The sequence below is a fragment of the Marinobacter vulgaris genome (genome assembly GCF_003344045.1).
Classification (GTDB): Bacteria; Pseudomonadota; Gammaproteobacteria; order Pseudomonadales; family Oleiphilaceae; genus Marinobacter; species Marinobacter vulgaris.
On the sequence record NZ_QFWX01000032.1, the window covers coordinates 1 to 873 of the forward strand.

At 55.6% G+C, this 873-nt stretch carries 1 tRNA gene and 1 rRNA gene; both read right to left on the minus strand.

Annotated features, from left to right (window positions below):
* Positions 1-42: 42 nt before the first annotated feature.
* A tRNA-Ile gene (locus tag DIT71_RS17655) sits at positions 43-119 on the minus strand.
* Between the two features lie 88 nt (positions 120-207).
* Positions 208-873 (minus strand): 16S ribosomal RNA (locus DIT71_RS17660); the annotation flags it as partial.

An 873-nucleotide genomic window follows, 5' to 3' on the forward strand; every position in this document is an offset into this window, starting at 1 on the left:
AGTAGCACGTGAGCCTTTCGACAACGACGGATAACGCAATTTTGGTGGGTCTGGGTGGATTTGAACCACCGACCTCACCCTTATCAGGGGTGCGCTCTAACCAACTGAGCTACAGACCCAAAGGTACGGGCCTGTAAGACCCTTTGCTCTCTTCTCAAGCTAACCAAGTAATTCGTGTGGACTCTGACCGAAGCGTTCGGCTTCGTTTAAGGAGGTGATCCAGCCGCAGGTTCCCCTACGGCTACCTTGTTACGACTTCACCCCAGTCATGAACCACACCGTGGTGATCGTCCTCCCGAAGGTTAGACTAACCACTTCTGGTGCAATCCACTCCCATGGTGTGACGGGCGGTGTGTACAAGGCCCGGGAACGTATTCACCGCGACATTCTGATTCGCGATTACTAGCGATTCCGACTTCACGGAGTCGAGTTGCAGACTCCGATCCGGACTACGATGCGTTTTGTGAGATTAGCTCCCCCTCGCGGGTTTGCAGCCCTCTGTACGCACCATTGTAGCACGTGTGTAGCCCTGGCCGTAAGGGCCATGATGACCTGACGTCATCCCCACCTTCCTCCGGTTTGTCACCGGCAGTCTCCCTAGAGTTCTCAGCCGAACTGCTAGCAACTAGGGATAGGGGTTGCGCTCGTTACGGGACTTAACCCAACATCTCACGACACGAGCTGACGACGGCCATGCAGCACCTGTGTCTGAGTTCCCGAAGGCACTCCCGCATCTCTGCAGGATTCTCAGCATGTCAAGGCCAGGTAAGGTTCTTCGCGTTGCGTCGAATTAAACCACATGCTCCACCGCTTGTGCGGGCCCCCGTCAATTCATTTGAGTTTTAACCTTGCGGCCGTACTCCCCAGGCGGTC